Raw genomic sequence first — 17,415 nt, 5'->3', positions numbered from 1 at the left:
CGGGGCGCCTGAGATCAAAAGCAAGAGCAAGAGCGACTCGCTTCGCATCGTGGTTACCGTCGGCTGCTACAACCTACAAAATTGTGTAGATACTTATGCTGCGATGCGGGCACCTCGGTCATTCAGTTGCACCGAGGTGATGCTATCGCAGGCAAGCCAGCTTCCACGTTAGGTTGGGGGTGCTTAGAAGTTACTCAGCATCCAGGTGCATAGGAGTGATCACTCGGCCGTCTTTCTCGGCCTGCCCCAACTGCGCATCGATGAAGTACACGCGGTCATCTTCCAACTGGCCCTTGTCTACCAGGTAATCCTTGATGGTGCTGGCTCGGTCCTGCCCCAACTGGCGCAGTAGCACGTCACTGCCACTCCAGAACTTGATCACCCCGTCCTTGAGCTTCGCCGAGCGCTCGTCGCTGCCCAGGTCTTTCCATTCGGCCGGTGGTTGCTGTTTGAGACGGGTGCGGTAGATGCCTTCCAGCAAGGGTGCTTTTTCCTTCTCTGGCACTTCAAGCAACGAGGCCTGGGCCGGGACTTTGTCGCCACGGCGCTGGAGGATCTTGTAATAGTTGTATTGGTATTCGCGTTCCAGTCGCTGTGCGGCCAGGAACGGCCCGTCGCTGCTGGCAGCGGCCGTGCCTTCAATTTCCAGGCGCAGGGCAGGGCGTTCTTTCAGCGCCTTGGCCAGGGTGTTCAGAGCGCCTTCGGCGTCTTTGTTCAGCTCACTGGAGCCTGCGGCGAACGACACATTGCCCAAGTCTTCAGAGCCGCCGCCGGTGACCAGCCCGCCAATGAACTTGAAGGGCGCTGTTGCCGCGCGCACCACGAGGTTACGCAGGGTCTGCCACACAATCGGCATCACGCTGAATTGCGGGTTGTTCAGGTCGCCGCTTACCGGCAGTTCGATGGAGATCTTGCCGTCGGAGTCCTTGAGCAGGGCGACAGCCAGGCGAATCGGTAAGTCGACGGCATCGGAGCTGTCGACTTTTTCACCCAATTGCAGTTGCTCGACCACCACTTTGTTTTCAGCCTTCAACTGGCCTTTGGTGATCACGTAGTGCAGATCGAGATTCAGGCGGCCCTTGCGGATGCGGAAGCCTGCGAACTTGCCCGAGTAAGGTGTCAGGTTGGTCAACTCGACACGCTTGAAGCTGGTGGCGATGTCCAACGCGGCCATCGGGTCAAACGGGTTCACGCTGCCTTTGATCGTCACTGGCGCGTAACGGTCCACCTTGCCCTTGATGTCGACGCTGGCCGGTTTGGCCTCGCGGCTGTCGATGGTGCCAATCTGGCCGTTGAGCTGTTGAATCGCGGTGGCAAAGTTGGGCGTGAGGCTAAAGTCGGCAAAGTTGGCCGAACCGTCGTTGATCGCGATCTGGCCGATATGAATGCCCAAGGGCTTGTCGTTACTGGCGGCAGGTTTGGCGGCCGACTTGCTGCTGCTGTCGGCGGGCTGCGGGATCAGCAGGTCGTCGATGTTGGTGGTGCGATCTTCGTTGATCATGAAGCGCGCATACGGCTGCAACAAGTTGACCTTGTCGATCGACAGGCTTTGGCCGTGCTGGTAATTCACGCCTTCGAGCACCAGGCGTTGCCATTTTAGGAAGTCGCGGGTCTTGAGGGTGTCCAGGGTATGCAACTGGTCAACCTGAGCGCGGCCGGTGACCTGAAGGGCCAGTGGCTCGGTGCTTTTGAGGTTCACGTCCAGGTTGCTGCCCAGCATGCCGCTGCGCAATTCCAGGCGAATAAACGGGCTGATATAAGCCTGGGCGACCCGCAGGTCGATGTCCTGGGTGTTCACTTTCAGCTTGGCGCTGACGGGGTTGAGGTTAACCTCGCCGGTTGCCTGGATCTTGCCTTGTTTGCCCAGGCCGGTGTCGATCTTCAAGGCAAAGGGGCTCTGGTTGAGGCTGTCGAAGTTCTGTACGTCGACATTCAACGGGCCCAGTTCCAGCGCGACCGCAGGTTTTACCTGGCGGTCTGCCAGGTGCACCTGATAGTTACGCAGTTGCACATCCTTGAGCAGCACTTGCCACGGCTTGCTCGGTGCCGCCGGTTGCGCCGAAGGCGCGTCGGCAGCGGCTGGCTCCGGTGCCTTGGCCGGTTTGCTCGGTTGGCTGGCGAACAGTTTCTGCCAATCCAGTTGACCATCGGCCTCACGGGCGGCCCAGGTTTCCAGCTTGTTGCTGCGGATCTTGCCGACAATGACCTGCTGCTTGGCCAGGTCTACCGTGGTTTCGCTGACGTCCAGGCGTTCCAGGCGCGCCAGTGGCCGGCCATCGGGGGCCTTGATAGCGAAGGGGGCGATACTGGCGGCGGTGTTGGTCAGGTTCAGCTCGGTCTCTTTGGCCAGGCTGAATTTGTAGTCAGTGCTGAAGTTGAGCACCCCGTCTTCCAGCACCAGTGGCAGGGCGTCACGCACATACGGCCACCACGCTTTCATCTTGCCGTCGGTAACCTTCAAGGTGCCTTCGGAGGTGATCGGTACCAGGCTGAAGTTGCCTTTCCAGTCGATCTGACCCCCTTCGGGGCCAGCGGCGACCAGGGTCATGTCGGCATTGTCGTCGGGCAAGGTGCTGAGGTTTTTCAGCTCGAAGTCGAGTTCGTCGTAGAGGAATTCGATGGGTTCGCTGGGGCGCAGGTCCTGGAAATGCACGTTACCACCGGCCAGCTTGATGCTGTCGATACGCAGTGGGAACGGCTTGGCATCAGGATCGGCCGGGGTTGGCTCGCTCGGTGGCAGTTTGAACAGCTGCGCCAGGTTCAGTTGGCCGGACTTGTCGAACAGCAGTTCGGTCTTGGGCTTGTCCAGTTGCACATCGGCCAGGTGCAGGGCGCGGGTCCAGAGGCTGTCGATCTGCAGGTTAGCGTAGAGGCGTTCGAAACCCACTTGCTCTTTGCCCGGCTCACCAATCTTCAGGCCCCACAGCGTCAGTTCCAGGCTGAAGGGGTTGAGCTCGATACGCTCGATTCGCGCCGGCACTGTGGCGTAGTTGGCCAACTGTTGGTTGGCAATGCGAAGGGCGATGCCGGGTAATATCAGAAAGCCCAGCAAGCTGTACAAAGCAAGGGCGGTCAACAAGGCGCCTACGGCGCGGATCAATCCTTTGGGCATGGGTGAACGCCATCTATGTCGAACAAGAGTGCCTTGGAGTATGGCACGGGAATTCGGTTCCGAAGAACCGTGGGCGCTGGGAAACTTCCTACAAATGCAGGATCAGGGTCTTCAGCGGAGGCTGTTGGTCCCTGGAAGGAAAGTCGGCCCCAGGTGTCATCACTTGCCACTCGCGCACCGGGCGCCCGGCTTTTTCCGCGCAGCGCAGCACCTGCTCACGCCAGTCCTCCATGCTGACCTTTGCCAAGTTGTTGCAGCAAATCAGCACGCCATTGTTGGCGGTGGCCAGCAGTGCGGGTTTGAGCAGGCTTTGATAGTCGCGCAACAAATCGACGGTGCCGAAAGCGCTCTTGGCCCAGGCGGGAGGATCGAGCAGTACCAGGTCGTACTGGCGCTGTTCCAGGCGCGGATAGCTCGGCAGCTTCTGCCCGCGACGCTGGGTGATGGGCAGGCCTGCCAGTTGGCGAATCGCCGGGAAGTAGTCGGACTGTATGAATTCCATGCTCGGCAACTGCGGGTTGAGTTGGCCGTTTTCACGCCCCACCGCCAGGTTGCCCTCGGCAAAATCCAGGTTGCACACCTCGCGTGCACCGCCCGCAGCCGCGCTCAAACCGACGCCGCAGGTATAGGCGAACAGGTTCAGCACGCTTTTGCCGGCGCTGTGGTCCTTGACCCAGCCACGGGTGTTGCGCAGGTCGAGGAACAGCAGTGGGTCTTGCCCGGCGTGGCGCCCACGCACACGGTAATTGAGGCCCCACTCGTGGCCGACCAGATCTTCCAATGCGCCAGGCTCTGCGCGGTACACCGTGTCTTCGCGGTCGATGCGTGAGTTGCCGCGGGCACGGTCGTTGTACACCAGCAACAATTCCAGGCCCATGTACTGGTTGATCAGTTGGTGCAGGTCCAGCAGGTCTGCCGTTTCCAGCGACTGGTGGAAGCTTTGTACCAGCAATTGCGGACCATAGCGGTCGATGGTCAAGCCGCCGGCGCCTTCCTGGCTGCCGTGGAACAGCCGATAGCAGTCCGTACCCTGGCTGTGCAGCGTGTTGATCAGGTCTTGGCGGTGATCGAGGGCGGCGCGCAGCGCCTGATTCAAGGGAGTCATGGAGCGCGCCTTGCTTGCAGATGAATAAGAAAAAGGGGGCGCGAAGTTTAACAGCTAACCCCGGCCTGCACAGGCCGGGGATTATCCTGGCGCTACCGGTTGAGGCGTTTGTCGATCAAACCGTCCACCACGCTGGGGTCGGCCAGGGTCGAGGTGTCGCCCAGGCTGTCCAGTTCGTTGCAGGCGATCTTGCGCAAGATACGCCGCATGATCTTGCCGGAGCGGGTTTTCGGCAGGGCTGGCGCCCATTGGATCAGTTCCGGTTTGGCGAAGCTGCCAATCTCCTTGCTGACCAACTCCAGCAGGTGCTTTTTCAATTCGTCGCTGGGTTCGACGCCATTCATGGGGGTGACAAACGCGTAAATGCCCTGGCCTTTGACGTCGTGGGGATAGCCCACCACAGCGGCTTCGGCGACCTGGTCATGCAGCACCAGGGCACTTTCCACCTCGGCGGTGCCGATGCGATGGCCCGAGACGTTGATCACATCGTCGATGCGCCCGGTGATCCAGTAGTCGCCGTCTTCATCGCGCCGTGCGCCATCCCCGGTGAAGTAGTAGCCGGGGTAGGGCTTGAAGTAGGTGTCGATCATGCGCTGCGGGTCGCCGTAGACGCTGCGAATCTGCCCCGGCCAGCTGGCCTTGATCGCCAGGACGCCACTGCCGGCGCCACTGATTTCCTTGCCCTGTTCATCGAGCAACACCGGTTGTACGCCGAACATGGGCTGTGTCGCGCAGCCCGGTTTGATGCGCTGGGCGCTGACCAGCGGGCTGAGCATGATGCCGCCGGTTTCGGTCTGCCACCAGGTATCGACAATCGGGCAGCGCTGTTCGCCGACGGCGTTGAAATACCAGTCCCAGGCTTCCGGGTTGATCGGCTCACCGACGCTGCCCAGCAGGCGCAGGCTGGCGCGGGACGTGCTCTGCAACGGGCCGTGGCCTTCACGCATCAGGGCGCGCAGGGCGGTGGGCGCGGTGTAGAAGATATTCACCTGGTGTTTATCGATGACCTGCCAGAAGCGCGAACTGTCCGGATAACTCGGCACGCCTTCGAACATCAGCGAGGTGGCGCCATTGGCCAGCGGGCCATACACGATATAACTGTGGCCGGTGACCCAGCCCACGTCGGCGGTGCACCAGAACACTTCGCCCTCTTGGTAGTCGAGCACGTACTTGAAGGTCATCGCCGCTTGCAGCAGGTAGCCAGCGGTGGTGTGCAGCACGCCTTTGGGTTTGCCGGTGCTGCCGGAGGTATAGAGGATGAACAGTGGGTCTTCGGCGTCCATCGGCTCGGGTGGGCAGTTGTCGCTGGCGGCGTCCAGGGCGGCTTGGTACTTGAGGTCGCGGCCTTCGTGCCAAGTCACGCTCGCTCCGGTGCGCTCCACCACCAGTACCGTGCTGACGTTCGGGCAACTGGCCAGGGCTTTGTCGACGTTCTGCTTCAGTGCCACGGGCTTGCCACCGCGTACGCCCTCGTCGGCGGTGATCACGGTGCGGCAATCGGCGTCGAGAATGCGGTCACGCAGGGCGTCCGGGGAGAAACCCCCAAACACCACCGAGTGCACCGCGCCGATTCGCGTGCAGGCCAGCATGGCGTAGGCTGCTTCGGGAATCATCGGCATGTAGATGCACACGCGATCACCTTTGCTCACGCCACGGCTTTTCAAGACGTTGGCCAGGCGGCTGACGTTTTGGTGCAGTTGACGGTAAGTAATCGTGCAGGATTTTGACGGATCATCGCCTTCCCAGATGAAGGCCGGCTGATCGGCGCGCTGCGCCAGGTGGCGGTCGATGCAGTTGTAGCTGACATTCAACTGACCACCGGTAAACCATTGGGCGGCACCGGTGTGGATGTCTGACTGCTGGACGCTGTGCCAGGGTTTTATCCAGTCGAGAAAGCCCTTGGCCTGTTCGGCCCAGAAGGTGTCTGGCTGCTCGATAGATTGGCGATAGAGGCGCTGGTAGTCCTCTTGACTGAGTTGCGCAGCCCGGCGGACGGCATCGGCGGTGGGAAAGGTGCTGATATCGAACATGAGCGCTCCTTATTCTTGTTTTTGCGACAAGTCATAAAGATGCACCCTGAGGCGGGAGGGTTCAAGGCCAACGTCCAAACCGACGTTGGCCTTGAATGCACGGCTTCAGCCGCGGTGACGACCACGGAAGTAGTTGATCAGGCCCTGGGTCGAAGCATCTTCGGCCAAGGTTTCTTCGGCGCCGGTCAGGCGGTTGTACACGCCTTTGCCCAGCTCTTTGCCCAGTTCAACGCCCCATTGGTCGAAGGCATTGATGCCCCACACCACGCTCTGCACGAACACCTTGTGTTCATACATCGCCACCAATGCGCCCAGGCGACGCGGGCTGATACGCTCGACCACCAGGGTGTTGCTCGGACGGTTGCCCGGGATCACCTTGTGCGGTGCCAGCTTCTGTACTTCGGCTTCCGGCAGGCCCTTCTCACGCAGCTCGGCTTCGGCCTCGCTGCGGGTCTTGCCGAGCATCAGCGCCTGGCTCTGGGACAGGCAGTTGGCGTACAGCCACTGATGGTGGTCGGACACCGGGTTGAAGCTGACGATCGGTACGATGAAGTCGGCCGGGATCAGCTGAGTCCCTTGGTGCAGCAACTGATGGTAAGCGTGCTGGCCGTTGCAGCCCACGCCGCCCCAGATCACCGGGCCGGTATCGGTGGACACGGGCGTGCCGTCCTGGCGCACACTCTTGCCGTTGGATTCCATGTCCAGCTGCTGCAAATGCTTGGTGATGTTACGCAAGTAGTGGTCGTACGGCAGGATCGCATGGCTCTGCGCACCCCAGAAGTTGCCGTACCACACGCCCAGCAAGCCCAGCAGCACGGGCATGTTGGCTTCGAACGGTGCGTTCAGGAAGTGCTGGTCCATGGTGTAGGCACCCGACAGCAGTTCCTTGAAGTTGGACATGCCGATGGCCAAAGCAATTGGCAAGCCGATGGCCGACCACAGCGAGTAGCGCCCACCGACCCAGTCCCACATTGGGAAAATGTTCTCTTCGCGGATACCGAACGCCACGGCCGCGGCATTGTTGCTCGAGACGGCGATGAAGTGGCGATACAGCTCGGCTTCCGAACCCCCCTGGGCCAGGTACCAGGCGCGGGCGGCCTGGGCGTTTTTCAGGGTTTCCAGGGTGTTGAAGGATTTGGACGAGACGATAAACAGCGTGGTCTCGGCGCGCAGCTTCATGGTCAGTTCGTGGAACTCACTGCCGTCGATGTTCGCCAGGTAGTGGCAACGCACGCCTTTGTGGGCGTAGGACAGCAAGGCCTCGGAGACCAGCTCCGGGCCGAGGAACGAGCCACCGATGCCAATGTTCACCACGTCGGTGATCGGCTTCTCGGTGTAGCCACGCCACAGGCCGTCGTGGATACGGCCGACCAGGTCAGTGATCTGGTTCAGCACTTTGTGCACGTCCGGCATGATGTTCACGCCGTTGACCGACAGCTTGTCGCCCACCGGGCGGCGCAGGGCGGTGTGCAGGGCAGGGCGGCCCTCCGAGGAGTTGACCGGTTCGCCAGCGTACTGCGCGTCGATCGCCGCCTTGAGATTGACTTCCTTGGCCAGGCCCACCAGCAGGTCGCGGGTTTCGCTGGTGATCAGGTTTTTCGAGTAATCGAGGAAAAGTCCGCAGCTGCTCAAGGTGAACTGGGAAAAACGCTGAGGATCGGCATTGAACGCCTCGCGCATGCTGAAATCCTGCATGGCTTGGCGATGTTGAACAAGCGCTTGCCAGGCGGGCAGCGCGGTAACGTCATGAGGGGTGCGGTAGTACGCCATCGCTGCGGGTTTCCTTTTTATTACGGGGACTGCCTTTAGGACACTTCAAAGCCCGGAACATCCAGTCTTATCGCAAGGACTGGGTTCCAGACAGCGCTAACCATAGCGCAGGGCAGTTACATTAAACCTAGCGTGTGGATATGTCTTGGCTTTGTCTGCGCTGTGGCCGGTACTTTTTTATACCGGCACAGCCGTCGGGGCAACAGGTTGAGGGTAAAGCGGGGTCAGGCGAGGTTCAGGTGCAGGTTATCGATCAGACGTGTAGCCCCCAGGTAAGCGGCGACCAGGATCACCACATCACGATCTTCAGCCGTGGCCGGGCGCAGATGCACGCCTTGGCGCACTTCCAGGTAGTCCATGCGCAGCCCTGCGGCTTCAATCTGCTGGATGTGCTCGGCGCGAAGCCTGGCGAAATCATGATCGCCGCCTTTGATGGCCGTGGCGATCTGGCTGAGCGCGCGGTACAGCACTGGCGCGACCGCCCGTTGCTCCTCGCTGAGGTAACCGTTGCGTGATGAAAGCGCGAGGCCGTCCTCGGCGCGCACGGTGGGCTCGCCGATGATCTGGATCGGCATGTTCAGGTCGCGGACCATGGCGCGGATCACCGCCAACTGCTGGTAGTCCTTCTGGCCAAATACGGCCATGTCCGGTTGGACCATGTTGAACAGCTTGCTGACCACCGTGGCCACGCCTTCGAAGTGCCCTGGGCGGCTGGCACCGCACAAGCCTTCAGACAGTTGTGGCACGCTGACACGGGTCTGGCCGTTCATGCCATCGGGGTACATTTCCTCCACCGTGGGCGCAAACAGCAGGTTGCAACCGGCCTGCAGGAGTTTTTCCTGGTCGGCGGCCAATGTGCGCGGGTATTTGTCCAGGTCTTCGCCAGCGCCGAATTGCAGCGGGTTGACGAAAATGCTCGCCACCACAAAATCCGCTTGCTGCGCGGCCTTGGTCACCAGGGTGGCGTGGCCGCTGTGCAGGTTGCCCATGGTGGGCACAAAGCCGATGCGTTTGCCGGCGTTGCGGGCGTGGGTTACGGCGGCCCGCAGTTCGCGGACGGTTTTAACGGTGTTCATGCCGAGAACCCGTGTTCAATAGCTGGGAACGTCACGTTTTTGACTTCGCTGACGTAGGCGCTCAGGGCGGCGTGGATGCTGTCCTGGCCGGCCATGAAGTTCTTCACGAACTTAGGCACGTGGCCGGTGATCGACAGGCCGAGCATATCGTGCAGGACCAGCACCTGGCCGTCGGTGGCTGCACCTGCGCCAATCCCGATTACGGGCACTTTGACGGCCTGGGTGATTTCGGCAGCCAGTTCGCTCGGCACGCACTCCAGCAGAATCATCGCCGCACCGGCTTGTTCCAGGGCGATGGCATCGGCGCGCATCTGGCGGGCCTGGGCTTCGTTGCGGCCCTGGACCTTGTAGCCACCGAGGATATTGACCGACTGCGGCGTCAGGCCCATGTGTGCGCACACTGGCACGCCGCGCTCGGCCAGCAGCCGGATCGACTCGGCCAGCCACACGGCACCTTCGACTTTGATCATGTGTGCGCCGGCCTGCATCAGCTTGCCGGCGTTCAGGAAGGTTTGCTCAAGGGTGGCGTAACCCATGAACGGCAGGTCGGCGATGATAAAGGCGCCATCGTTGCCACGCTTGACGCTGGCGGTGTGGTAGGCCAGTTCATCGGTGGTTACGGGCAGCGTGCTGTCATTCCCTTGAAGAACCATGCCCAGGGAGTCGCCCACCAGCAGCACTTCGACGCCAGCCTGGCAGCTGGCGTGGGCGAAAGTGGCGTCATAGCAGGTCAGCATGGTGATTTTTTCACCTTTGAGCTTGAGGCTCTGCAAGGTGGTCAGGGTAATGTCTGGCATGAAAAGGGTCCTCGTTCAGGCGCTTGGAAACAGCGAGTAACGCGCGTGAGTCTTCGTTTATACAGGCGCACTGTCTTGAAAGCAGTGCTTATAAGGCCTGGATTGCGCCCTGTCGCGCCGGGTTGGCGGCAGCGGGACGCCTATAGTCGTGAGGAGGACACGGGAAGTCAATTGGATGTGTTACCGCATTGTTACGATGGCGGTGTTACCGCTGTTACTGAAGCGATTGCGCAACGTGCGCGGTATTACGGCAGAGAAGATCAAAGGTGGGAGCTGGCTTGCCTGCGATGGCATCCACTCGGTGTGGCTGATACACCGAGTCGCTTGCATCGCAGGCAAGCCAGCTCCCACATTGACCGAGTCATTCTTGCGGGAGGCGTTCCAGGCCGACGAACGGGCAAGCGGTGAGCAGGTCGCTCAAACGCTGGCCGTCAGGCAGCTGCAGGTCGGCTGGCGCTAGCTCAGCCAACGGATACAGCACAAACGCGCGCAGATGCATCTGGTAGTGCGGCACCTTCAGGCGCGGCTCGTCGATCAGGCGATCACCGAACAGCAGGATATCCAGGTCCAAGGTGCGTGGGCCCCAGCGTTCCAGGCGTTCGCGGCCCTGATCGTTCTCGATGGCTTGCAGCGCATTGAGCAGGTCCATTGGCGCCAAGTGACTGTCCAACGCCGCAACGGCGTTGGTGTAACGCGGTTGGCCTGGCAGCAATGAATCGCTTTGATAGAAGGCGGACACACCGGCGAGCTGGGTGCCAGGCAGTTGCGCCAGCGCCTCGATCGCGCTGCGCAATTGTTGGTGCGGGGCAGCCAGGTTGCTGCCCATGCCGATGTAGATACGTTCCACGTTTATTCGCCCGCAGCGCCCGAGGCATCGGCACTGCTGCGTTTACGCTTGGTGCCGCTGCGGCGACGCTTTTTCGGGCCTTCGCCGGCGCTATCGCCTTTGCTGCCCAGTTCACGAATCATTTCGCGGCGCTGGCTGTCATTGGCGTCCTGATAGTCGGTCCACCATTCACCCAGGCCATCGGTCTGCTCGCCCGCGCTTTCACGCAGCAGCAGGAAGTCGTAGCCGGCACGGAAGCGCGGGTTGTCCAGCAACAGATCGGCGCGCTTGCCGCTGCGGCGTGGCAGGCGCTCCTGCATGTCCCAGATTTCGCGGATCGGCATGGTGAAACGTTTGGGGATAGCGATGCGTTGGCACTGTTCGGCGATCAACTCGTGAGCCGCTTCCTGCATGGCCGGGATCGGCGGCATGCCACGGTCCTGCAAGCGCAGTACGCGTTTTGGCAGGGCCGGCCACAACAAGGCGGCAAACAAGAACGCCGGGGTCACCGGTTTGTTCTGCTTGATGCGCAGGTCGGTGTTGATCAAGGCTTCGCTGATCAAAGTGTGGGTGTACGTTGGGTTGTACTCCAAGGCCTCGGCGCTGGCCGGGAACAATGGGTCGAACAACTGCAGGTCCACCAGCATTTCAAAGGTGTCGGCGGCGTAGCCCGACATGAACAGCTTGAGCACTTCTTCAAACAGGCGTGCCGAGGGGATTTCCCGCAGCATCGGCGCCAGTTCGCGAATCGGCGCGGCGGTGTGCTTTTCGATGCCAAAGTTGAGCTTGGCGGCGAATCGCACGGCGCGCAGCATGCGCACCGGATCTTCCTGGTAGCGCTGCGTTGGGTCGCCGATCAGGCGGATCAGGTTGTTGCGAATGTCGTGTACGCCGTTGGCGTAATCGAGGATGCGCTCGCTGACCGGGTCGTAATACAAGGCGTTGATGGTGAAGTCGCGGCGTTGCGCGTCCTCTTCCAAAGTGCCATAGACGTTATCGCGCAGGATGCGCCCGCTCTCGTTGCGGGAAGACTGGTTGGTGTCTTCCTCTTCATCGTTTTGCGGGTGACCGGCGCGGAAGGTCGCGACCTCAATGATTTCGCGACCAAAGTGGATATGCACCAGCTTGAAGCGCCGGCCGATGATTCGTGCATTACGAAACTCGGCGCGCACTTGTTCAGGCGTGGCGCTGGTGGCGACGTCGAAATCCTTGGGCGTGATGTTGAGCAACATGTCGCGTACGCAGCCACCCACCAGGTAGGCCTGGTAGCCGGCGTTCTGCAAACGTTCGACGATGTTCACTGCATAACGGCTGAATTGAGCGCGCTGCAGCGAATGCTGGCTGCTATTGAGCACTTCAGGCGTGCTGCGTTTGTGTTGCGTTCGACGCAAGGGAGAACGGAATGACTGGAACAACTTCTTCAGCATGGGATGCACTGTTTGAAGGAATGTTCGGCCATAACGAAGAATGACCGCATGATGGGCGGGGATTCTAGCATTTAGTCGGGGGATGGTGTAGGAACAAGCTAAAGGCATTGCGCCATAAGCGTTTGAAGGTCAAATCCCGGAAACTACAAGGGGAGCCGAAGCTCCCCCAGAAGTAGTTGCGTGCTCTATTTTTATTATTGATGTCGGGCTTCTTGTTTTTGTTGATCGCCCTCGCCATGAAGCTTTACCTTCATGACACTCCCAATCGGGAGTCAAGAGCAAACGGATTGCTTTGGTCGCTGTGTTGCTGATCTACGATCCAACCAGTTCAGGCTCTGCCTTAGGGCAGTTTTTGTTGTTCTCGGCCTGGTTGCGGGGCAAGCCCCAAATGCAACGCCTCTCCAAAAGAATCAGTTAGCTGCGCCTCCGCCGTGTTGTTTTTGTTATGCGTGAGTCGATTCGTCTTATTTTTATTGTCTTGTACAAAGCTTGTTATTGTTTTTGTACTAAGCATATAGCAGGGTGCGTGCCAACTTTTGCGCCGACCAGCAAAACCGGGGGGTTGGGCTGGTTTCGCCGGTTTGAGGGCCAAAAAAAAGCCGGGGCTTCGTTACCGTAAGCCCCGGCTTTTGTTACGTGAAAAGTCAGCGGTAACAGTTTTTTCACATCAACAGGTGTTACCTGTGGGGCTGCGCCCTCAGCTTTCGCTGGCCACCCCGGTCTTGCGCCGTGGAATGCCCAGGCGCTGGCGCCGTTCCCACAGGCATTTGCGACTCACGCCCAGCTTGCGTGCCAGCTCGGTCTCGGTCATGTGGTCCTGATGCTCGAGCACGAAGTGCTGGAAGTAGTCTTCCAGTGACAAATCTTCCGTCGGTTCATGGCTGGTATTGCTGGCTCCGCCCTGCTGCGGGGCCAGGCCGATGAAGTCGTCGTCATCCAGGTCACTGAGTTCGATGTCGATGCCCAGCAACTCGGCGGAAATCTCCGGGCTCTCGGACAGGATCACGGCGCGCTCGACGGCGTTCTCCAGCTCACGCACGTTCCCTGGCCACGAGTAGTGACGGATCGCCTGCTCGGCGTCCGCGGCAAACTTCAGGTCGGTGCGCTCAATGCGCGCGCCTTGACGCAACAGGAACGCGTTGGCGATTTCGTTTACGTCGGCGCCACGCTCGCGCAGGGCCGGCAGTTTGAGCGCGATGACATGCAGGCGGTAATACAAGTCCTCACGGAACTGACCGATCTTGGCCAGGCTCTTGAGGTCTCGGTGTGTCGCTGCGATCAATCGAACATCGACCTTCTGCGATTGCACCGAACCGACGCGGCGAATTTCGCCTTCCTGCAGCACGCGCAGCAACCGCGCCTGGGCTTCCAGGGGCAGCTCGCCAATTTCATCGAGGAATAAAGTGCCGCCGTCCGCGGCTTCCACCAGGCCCGCACGCCCGGCGCTGGCGCCGGTGAACGCGCCTTTCTCGTGGCCGAACAGCTCGGACTCGATCAGGGATTCGGGGATCGCCGCGCAGTTCACCGAGATCATCGGTGCTTTGGCACGCTTGGACAGGTTGTGCAGGGCGCGGGCCACCAGTTCTTTACCGGTGCCCGATTCGCCCTGGATCAATACATTGGAGTCGGTCGGCGCCACTTTGCGGATCTTGCTGTACAAGTCCTGCATCGGTGGGCAGGAGCCGATGATGCCGATCTCGCCGTTGCTGTTGTCGACACCCGGTTTTTCGCCGGCGCTGGCCTTGCCGGTGGGGCGTTGCTCGGCAGGCGCGCTGCTGGCCGACACGCGGTCACGCAGGATGCGGGCCACGGCCTGGAGCATCTCATCGTGATCGAAAGGCTTGGCGATGTAGTCCACCGCGCCCATCTTCATCGAGTCCACCGCCGAACGCAGGCTGGCGTAGCTGGTCATGATCAGCACCGGGGTGCCCTGGCCCAGCTTGATCAGCTCGGTGCCCGGGGCGCCGGGCAGGCGCAGGTCGCTGACAATCAGGTCGAACGTGGGAATGCTGAATCGCTCTTGGGCTTCCTGCACCGAGCCGGCTTCGCTGACCTGGTACTGATTACGTTCAAGCAGGCGTCGCAAGGCAGAGCGGATAATGGTTTCGTCTTCGACGATCAAAATGTGCGGCATTGATTCAATTCTCTCGACGGTCTCAGTTCACAGCGGACGTCGCTTCGACATGACGCGGCAAGGTCACCCGGATACGGGTGCCGCGTTGGCTTTGTGTGTCAGCCGGGCTGTCGATGGTGATTTGTCCATAATGCTCTTCAACGATGGAATAGACCAGTGCAAGGCCCAGACCGGTACCTTCACCGGGGTCCTTGGTGGTGAAGAAGGGTTCGAACAATCGGTCCATGATGTTCTGTGGAATGCCGCTGCCTTCGTCTTCCACGATCAGGTCGACCGTGTGCTCGAAAGCCTCGCTCTTGACGCGTACAGCACTGCCAGCCGGCGACGCGTCGCGGGCGTTGGACAGCAGGTTGATCAGCACCTGGGCCAGGCGTTGTGAGTCGCCATCGACCCAATGGTCCGGATCGCACAGGTTAAAGAACTGTACTTCGAAATTGCGCCGGTTCAAGGCCAACAGCCCAATGGCATCCTGCGCCACTTCTGCCAGGCACACCGCTTCGTCCTGATTTTGATGGGCGCCGGAGTGGGCAAAGCTCATCAGCGACTGGACGATGCGTGAAACCCGCTTGGTCTGTTCGAGGATCTGCCCGCTGATTTCGGTGATTTCCCCATCTTCTTCGCGCTCTTCGCGCAGGTTTTGCGCCAGGCAGGCGATACCGGTGATCGGGTTGCCGATTTCATGGGCCACGCCGGCCGCCAGGCGCCCGATACTGGCCAGGCGTTCGGAGTGCACCAGCTTGTCTTCGAGCATTTGTGTATCGGTCAGGTCTTCCACCAGCAGCACCAGGCCGCTGTTACCCGGTGCCAAGGGTTCATCGATGGCGGCTTTGTGCAAGTTGAGCCAGCGGGTCTGGCCGTCGAGGGCCAAGTGTTGCTTGTGCAAGTGCTCGTCCGGCAGGTTGATGAAGCCTTGCAGCAGCTCTTTCCATGGATCGCCCAGGGTGTTGAGGCGTGAACCCACCACCCGTTGGGCGGCGATGCCGGTGAGTTCTTCCATGGCCTTGTTCCACATCAGGATTTCCTGGTCTTTGGCCAGGGAACACACGCCCATCGGCAGCTCCTGCAGGGTCTGGCGGTGGTAACGGCGCAGGGCGTCGAGTTCGGCGGCCAGGCCTGTGAGGCGTGAGTGGTAATCCTCCAGCCGGCTTTCGATGAAGTGGATGTCTTCGGTAACGTAGTTTTCGCCACCGGCCTTATAGGGCAGGAAGGTTTCCACCATGTCCTGGGACACGCTCGGCCCCATCAACCCGGACAGGTTGGCCTCGATACGGTCACGCAGGCGGCGCAGGGCATAGGGCCGGCGCTCGTCAAACGGCAGATAGAGGTCGCGCAGCGCCTGTTCGACTTCCTTTTGTGCGGCCTTGGCGCCCAGGGGCTTGGCCAGTTGCGTGGCGAACTCCTGGGGCGAGGCTGCATGCAGTTCGCGGCGTTGCGGGCGGCGCACGTTGTCCACCGCGCAGGCTTCGGCGGCGCTGGTTTCTTCGGCGCTGGCGTTGGTGAACAGCGAGATCAGGGTAAACATCAGTACGTTGGCGGCCAGCGAGGCGATGGCGGCCATGTGCCAACTGGTGTCGTCCAGCACGTAGATCATGTTCAGCAACGGGATATAGAAGCCCTGCAGGTTGCCGACCAGCGGTAGCAGCATGGTCACGGTCCACACCAGGATCCCGGCCAGCAGCCCAGCAATAAAGCCACGTCGATTGGCGGTCGGCCAGTACAGCACCGACAACACGCCCGGCAGGAACTGCAAGGTGGCGACAAACGCGACAATGCCCAGGTTGGCCAGGTCTTGCCCGGCGCCCAGCAGCAGATAAAACGCGTAGCCGGCCATGATGATCGCGACGATCAGCGCACGCCGGGTCCATTTCAACCAACGGTAGATATTGCCCTCCGCCGGCGGCTGGTACAGCGGCAGTACCAAGTGGTTGAGCGCCATGCCCGAGAGTGCCAGGGTGGTGACGATGATCAACCCGCTGGCTGCCGACAACCCCCCGACATACGCCAGCAGCGCCAGGGCCGGGCTGTTGGCAGCAATACCGATGCCCAGGGTGAAATACTCGGGGTTGGTGGTGGCCCCCAGTTTCAGGCCGGCCCACAGGATCAGCGGCACTGCCAGGCTCATCAGCAACAGGAACAGCGGCAAGCCCCAGCTGGCGCTGACCAGCGAGCGCGGGTTGAGGTTCTCGGTGAAGGTCATGTGGTACATGTGCGGCATCACGATCGCCGAGGCGAAGAACACCAGCAGCAGCGTACGCCATGGGCCTTCCTGCAAGGGGGTATGCAAGGCGGCGAGGGCGGTCTGGTTTTGCAGCAGCCACAGCTCCAGCTGTTGCGGCCCGTCGAATACGCCGTAGAGCGCATAAAGGCCAACGCCGCCGATGGCGATCAGCTTGATGACCGACTCAAAGGCAATCGCAAACACCAGGCCCTGGTGTTTCTCACGGGTGGCGATATGGCGAGAACCAAAGAAGATGGTGAACAAGGTGATCAGCGCGCAGAACGCCAGGGCAACCCGATGCTGCACGGGCTCGCGGGTCAGGATGCTGATGGAGTCGGCCACCGCCTGGATCTGCAGGGCCAGCAGGGGCAGCACGCCGATCAGCATGAAGATGGTGGTCAGCGCGCCGGCCCAGGTGCTGCGAAAGCGAAAGGCAAACAGGTCGGCCAGGGAAGACAGCTGGTACGTCCGGGTGATTTTCAGGATCGGGTATAGCAGCACCGGTGCCAGCAGGAACGCGCCCGACACCCCAAGATAACTGGAGAGAAAGCCGTAGCCGTACTGATAGGCCAACCCCACCGTGCCGTAGAACGCCCAGGCACTGGCGTACACGCCCAAGGATAGGGTGTAGGTCAACGGATGGCGAATGATCGCCCGCGGAATCATTCCGCGCTCACTGATCCAGGCCACGCCGAATAACGCAGCCAGGTAGGCGGCGCTGATCAGCAGCATCTGGGTGAGACTAAAGCTCATCGGCATCTTTTTGGCTCTGCAGGATGAAGGTCACGACGATCAGGATCAGCCATAGCAGATAAGGGCGATACCAGGCGCCCGTGGCGTCGATCCACCAATCCATGATGGCGGGGGAGAACAGGTAGATCCCGACGACCAGCAGCAGGACCAAACGATAGATGTACATG

The 17,415-nt window shown here is 60.8% G+C and carries 11 protein-coding genes; all 11 read right to left on the bottom strand.

What is annotated here, in order from left to right:
* Window positions 1-190: 190 nt before the first annotated feature.
* The 11 genes from A7K61_RS18770 to A7K61_RS32620 all read right to left on the bottom strand — a co-directional run bounded on the left by A7K61_RS18770 (window position 191) and on the right by A7K61_RS32620 (window position 17,414).
* Window positions 191-3,112, bottom strand: coding sequence for a DUF748 domain-containing protein (locus A7K61_RS18770; RefSeq protein ID WP_069558121.1), 2,922 nt, complete (start codon window positions 3,110-3,112; stop codon window positions 191-193).
* Window positions 3,113-3,200: 88 nt separating this feature from the next.
* Window positions 3,201-4,217, bottom strand: a complete 1,017-nt coding sequence (locus A7K61_RS18765) for a class I SAM-dependent rRNA methyltransferase (RefSeq protein ID WP_044268589.1) — start codon at window positions 4,215-4,217, stop codon at window positions 3,201-3,203.
* Between the two features lie 92 nt (window positions 4,218-4,309).
* On the bottom strand, window positions 4,310-6,247 hold the full coding sequence (gene acs, locus A7K61_RS18760; protein WP_069558120.1) for an acetate--CoA ligase: 1,938 nt from the start codon (window positions 6,245-6,247) through the stop codon (window positions 4,310-4,312).
* Window positions 6,248-6,352: 105 nt separating this feature from the next.
* A complete protein-coding gene (gene pgi, locus A7K61_RS18755; protein WP_003194166.1) occupies window positions 6,353-8,017 on the bottom strand; it encodes a glucose-6-phosphate isomerase in 1,665 nt (554 codons plus the stop codon).
* 224 nt (window positions 8,018-8,241) lie between these two features.
* A complete protein-coding gene (gene panC, locus A7K61_RS18750) occupies window positions 8,242-9,093 on the bottom strand; it encodes a pantoate--beta-alanine ligase (RefSeq protein ID WP_044268581.1) in 852 nt (283 codons plus the stop codon).
* Entirely contained in the window at window positions 9,090-9,890 is an 801-nt protein-coding gene (gene panB / locus A7K61_RS18745) for a 3-methyl-2-oxobutanoate hydroxymethyltransferase (RefSeq protein WP_069558119.1), read from the bottom strand. Before panB ends, panC begins: the two co-directional genes overlap by 4 nt.
* A gap of 361 nt (window positions 9,891-10,251) precedes the next feature.
* Window positions 10,252-10,737 carry a 2-amino-4-hydroxy-6-hydroxymethyldihydropteridine diphosphokinase gene (gene folK, locus A7K61_RS18740; protein ID WP_047711791.1) on the bottom strand — a complete coding sequence of 162 codons (486 nt, stop codon included), beginning with the start codon at window positions 10,735-10,737 and terminating at the stop codon, window positions 10,252-10,254.
* A gap of 2 nt (window positions 10,738-10,739) precedes the next feature.
* Complete coding sequence (locus tag A7K61_RS18735; protein WP_069558118.1) at window positions 10,740-12,143, bottom strand: polynucleotide adenylyltransferase PcnB; 1,404 nt, start codon at window positions 12,141-12,143, stop codon at window positions 10,740-10,742.
* A gap of 697 nt (window positions 12,144-12,840) precedes the next feature.
* Entirely contained in the window at window positions 12,841-14,277 is a 1,437-nt protein-coding gene (locus tag A7K61_RS18730; protein ID WP_044268571.1) for a sigma-54 dependent transcriptional regulator, read from the bottom strand.
* Between the two features lie 22 nt (window positions 14,278-14,299).
* On the bottom strand, window positions 14,300-17,254 hold the full coding sequence (locus A7K61_RS18725) for a sensor histidine kinase (protein WP_003194154.1): 2,955 nt from the start codon (window positions 17,252-17,254) through the stop codon (window positions 14,300-14,302).
* The gene (locus tag A7K61_RS32620; protein ID WP_003176118.1) at window positions 17,238-17,414 is read right to left on the bottom strand and encodes a hypothetical protein; all 177 of its coding nucleotides are present in this window, start codon (window positions 17,412-17,414) and stop codon (window positions 17,238-17,240) included. The genes A7K61_RS18725 and A7K61_RS32620 overlap by 17 nt, the downstream gene beginning before the upstream one ends.
* Window position 17,415 lies beyond the last annotated feature (1 nt).

It is taken from the genome of Pseudomonas sp. AP42 (genome assembly GCF_001728935.1).
Classification (GTDB): Bacteria; Pseudomonadota; Gammaproteobacteria; order Pseudomonadales; family Pseudomonadaceae; genus Aquipseudomonas; species Aquipseudomonas lactis.
Note: the sequence above shows the minus strand (reverse complement) of the source record. Positions and strands in the feature narration are given on the sequence as shown.

What these genes read in the sequence shown, in the direction of transcription:
- A7K61_RS18765 (WP_044268589.1), bottom strand. Translation starts at nt 4,217, where the DNA reads ATGACTCCCTTGAATCAGGCGCTGCGCGCCGCCCTCGATCACCGCCAA.
- pgi (WP_003194166.1), bottom strand. Translation starts at nt 8,017, where the DNA reads ATGGCGTACTACCGCACCCCTCATGACGTTACCGCGCTGCCCGCCTGG.
- acs (WP_069558120.1), bottom strand. Translation starts at nt 6,247, where the DNA reads ATGTTCGATATCAGCACCTTTCCCACCGCCGATGCCGTCCGCCGGGCT.
- panC (WP_044268581.1), bottom strand. Translation starts at nt 9,093, where the DNA reads ATGAACACCGTTAAAACCGTCCGCGAACTGCGGGCCGCCGTAACCCAC.
- A7K61_RS18725 (WP_003194154.1), bottom strand. Translation starts at nt 17,254, where the DNA reads ATGCCGATGAGCTTTAGTCTCACCCAGATGCTGCTGATCAGCGCCGCC.
- A7K61_RS32620 (WP_003176118.1), bottom strand. Translation starts at nt 17,414, where the DNA reads ATGTACATCTATCGTTTGGTCCTGCTGCTGGTCGTCGGGATCTACCTG.
- A7K61_RS18770 (WP_069558121.1), bottom strand. Translation starts at nt 3,112, where the DNA reads ATGCCCAAAGGATTGATCCGCGCCGTAGGCGCCTTGTTGACCGCCCTT.
- A7K61_RS18735 (WP_069558118.1), bottom strand. Translation starts at nt 12,143, where the DNA reads ATGCTGAAGAAGTTGTTCCAGTCATTCCGTTCTCCCTTGCGTCGAACG.
- panB (WP_069558119.1), bottom strand. Translation starts at nt 9,890, where the DNA reads ATGCCAGACATTACCCTGACCACCTTGCAGAGCCTCAAGCTCAAAGGT.
- A7K61_RS18730 (WP_044268571.1), bottom strand. Translation starts at nt 14,277, where the DNA reads ATGCCGCACATTTTGATCGTCGAAGACGAAACCATTATCCGCTCTGCC.